Here is a 3,272-nt window from a genome sequence, read left to right as displayed (position 1 = left end):
CGGCTCAAAGCCTACGTCGGACGCATCTGCAACCGCTTCCAAGACGGAACCGCCATCGGCGATGCCGATCTCAGGAATGCCTGCATGGGCTGAAGTTTGATGGATGACACGTTCCCGAAGGCGGTCAGTCCAGACCGACGGTCTGGACGAGTGGGAGGAGGTCATTGACGCCGTTCACACCACGCAGAAAAGCCGAGGACTCAACCTGCCCTTCTTCTTCAACTTCAGCATCGACGGCTACGGGCCCGGCACCAGCTACTGGCAGACTGTGAAGGACCTCACGGGCGATCTCTGGGAGACGAACCCCTATCCGCCGCCCTCGGTGCGATACTGGCGTTGGGTGCCCCCGCAATGGCTCAAAGACGCCATCAACAAGAAGTCGCAAGGAGGCAGGTTCCCCGACGATGCGATCCGGATTCTCCAGCCCTGGTACTACCCATGGGAGCAGAACCAGTGGAACTACACGACGCTTCCGCCGTGGTTCAAGTGGCATCAGGCGATCGCGACGCTCAATGACACATTCCCTTACGCAACGAATCGCGACCTTCAGATACAACCGGTCATCCAGTCCGGGGACATCGAACCGCCTACCGACCCGTGGCTTCCGGGTCACGCCGATATGCACAAGCAGATACGCGTCCTGCTCGACATGGAGCCCAAGAACCGGATCACGGCGCTGTGGTTCATCGGTTGGACGATCAACGGCAATCCCAGATGGAGCGGCGACGAGGAGTTCGCGAAGGAGCTAGGCTGTGCATGAACCGGGTAGGATCGCGTATCGCATCGCTGCGGGCATCGCGCTCCTGGCGGTGTTCCTGCTCGTCTGGATGAACGCCGCCGCCGGCATCATCGGCGACCCGGAGGATGGGTCGGCGAATCTGCCCAGTTTGATGTATCTGGGGGCGCTCGGCGTTGGGTTCGTCGGAGCTCTCGCCGCGCGCTTCAGACCACGCGGCATGGCTCTGGCGGCGTTGGTGACGGCGATCGCCCTCATGTCGATCCCCGTGGTGACGCTCATCGCTCTGAAGCCTCTGGTCGCGAGGGAGCCGCACGGAGCCGTGGGGATGTTCGGGCTCAACGCCTTCTTCGCGCTGTTATTCACCGGTTCTGCCCACCTGTTTCGACGCTCCGCAAGCAACCAGCAGCATGGGAACGCGACATGACCATCCCGATCATCCGCGCCGACGAGACGACGGTTCCGCCTGCTTGGGCTCTGTGGCAGCGGCGGCTCTTCGACATCATGGACGAAGCTGGGCTCGCCTTCGTCGAACGCTACACGCGCGAGGACGGCACGCTCATCTGGCGCGACGACTGGCCCGGCATGGACGGCTCCGACGACGCCTACGAGACGTTCTATACCTTCCCGCTCCACTTCGCCCTCGGCGGAGCGGACATCTACCGCGAGCTCGGACAGCGCCTCTGGGACGCCGTCACGTGGCAGTTCACCGAGTACGGGCAGGTACACCGCGAGTTCGACGCTTACTACGACTGGATGCACCACGGCGAAAGCTCCCTTTACTTCTACTTCCTTCCGTTGGCGGAGCCCTACGACCTGCGGAACCGACAGCGAACCGCCCGATTCGCCGACTTCTATACGGGCGACGACCCCGACGCGCCCAACTACGACCGCGAACGCCGGCTCATCCGCAGCCCCATCAACGGCAGCCGGGGTCCCCGACTCGAAATGACCTTCGAGGACTGGTCCACGCACCGCTGGGTGCTCAGCAACCCCATCTTCGGACTGCCGTTCGAGGACATCCCCGGCGTGCCGGGACCCTCCGCCGACTGGAACGACGACGAGACATTCCGCCGCATCCTCGACGCGATGAACGCCCGCATGGCGCGTGGCGATGTTCCGCTGAACCTGATGGCGACCTCCCTCGTCGCCCACGCCTATGTGATGACCGGCGAAGGGCGATACCGCGATTGGGTTCTCGATTACCTGGACGCGTGGGTAGACCGCGCTCGGCGCAACGGCGGACTCCTACCGGACAACGTGGGACTCTCCGGCGAGATCGGCGAGTGCATGGACGGTAAGTGGTGGGGCGGCTACTACGGCTGGCGCTGGCCCCACGGCGGAAGCGTCCTGCTCGAAGCTGCCGCCGTCGGGTCCGCGAACGCGGTGCTCGTCACAGGTGATCCCGCCCATCTCGACCTGATCCGCACGCAGCTCGATCGCCTCTGGACGCTTCGGCGGAAGCACGGCGATGGGTGGCAGACGCCTCATCGGCACACCGACTCCGGCTGGACGGACTTCCGCCCCATGTCGCCGGAGCTGGCGATCCACACGTGGAATCTGTCCGAGTCGCACGAGGACGCCGGGCGGATCCTCCGCGTCCAGGACCCGGAGCGAATGAACCACGAGTTCTCGACGCGCGGCATGGGGCGGGCTCCCAACGCGGCGTGGTTCCGCTACGTGACGGGTCACTGTCCGGACTACCCGCAGCGCGCCCTCGAAGAGACCTACCGCGACGTGTGCCGCGCGATGGAGCTGATTCGCTCCGACCGCGAGGACCCGACGACCATCTATATCCAGCACTGGATTCCACGGAACCCCGTCGTGTGCGCCGTGCTCGCCCAACTGACGACCGGGGCTCCCTATCCGATCTACCACGGCGGACTGCTCCACGCCCGCGTGCGCTACTACGACGCCGACCGCCGCCGCGCCGGGCTCCCGGTGGATGTCGCCGCGCTTGTCGAGTCCGTCGCGCCCTCCGCGTTTCGGCTGACGCTTGTCAACACGAGTCCCCAGCACGTCCGCACGGTCATCGCGCAGCCGGGAGCATTCGGGGAACACGAGTTCGCAGCCGCGCGAAACGCCGCGTCCGGCGAAGAGCATCGAATCGACGGGTCTTGGCTCACGGTGCAGCTCGCCCCGGCTGCAAGCATCACGCTCGACGTCTCGACGCGCCGATTCGCGAGATCGCCGAGCTTCGACACGCCCTGGCGCACGCGCGCCGACGCCCCCCGGATCGCTCTCCGCGATCCGTCGGACGACTCGCGCAACGTCATCTACCAGTGGGAGACCGACCATCCGCTGAAGCCGGCTGAGGAGAATCCGCTGGACCCCGGCTGCTCGTAGCCCCCTCACTGGATGCAGCGATTGCCCTTAGTGTCTATCTCAATCGACGAATGCAGTTATCCGATGGTCTCCTGTGAGTTCGTCGATTCAGGAGTCTATCGCGTGCAAACGACCGACGATGCCAAGCCGGAACCCAAGCCGGAACCGACGATCTGGGCGGTTCCCGACGACATGTGGGAGATCATCGAGG

General features: G+C 64.9%; 3 protein-coding genes. All 3 read left to right on the top strand.

All coding sequences use genetic code 11. The features are described 5' to 3' along the window. The first annotated feature begins 103 nt into the window (after positions 1-103). From FJZ36_18635 to FJZ36_18625, 3 genes are read left to right on the top strand one after another with little or no spacing between them, the layout of a single operon-like run. Entirely contained in the window at positions 104-760 is a 657-nt protein-coding gene (locus FJZ36_18635) for a hypothetical protein (protein MBM3216916.1), read from the top strand. Beyond that, positions 753-1,163, top strand: a complete 411-nt coding sequence (locus tag FJZ36_18630) for a hypothetical protein (protein MBM3216915.1) — start codon at positions 753-755, stop codon at positions 1,161-1,163. The genes FJZ36_18635 and FJZ36_18630 overlap by 8 nt, the downstream gene beginning before the upstream one ends. Then, on the top strand, positions 1,160-3,082 hold the full coding sequence (locus FJZ36_18625; protein ID MBM3216914.1) for a hypothetical protein: 1,923 nt from the start codon (positions 1,160-1,162) through the stop codon (positions 3,080-3,082). The genes FJZ36_18630 and FJZ36_18625 overlap by 4 nt, the downstream gene beginning before the upstream one ends. The last annotated feature ends 190 nt before the right edge of the window (positions 3,083-3,272 follow it).

The sequence above is a fragment of the Candidatus Poribacteria bacterium genome (genome assembly GCA_016866785.1).
Taxonomy (GTDB): domain Bacteria; phylum Poribacteria; class WGA-4E.
The sequence above is the reverse complement of the archived record's forward strand: the minus strand, read 5'-3'. Positions and strand labels throughout refer to the sequence as shown.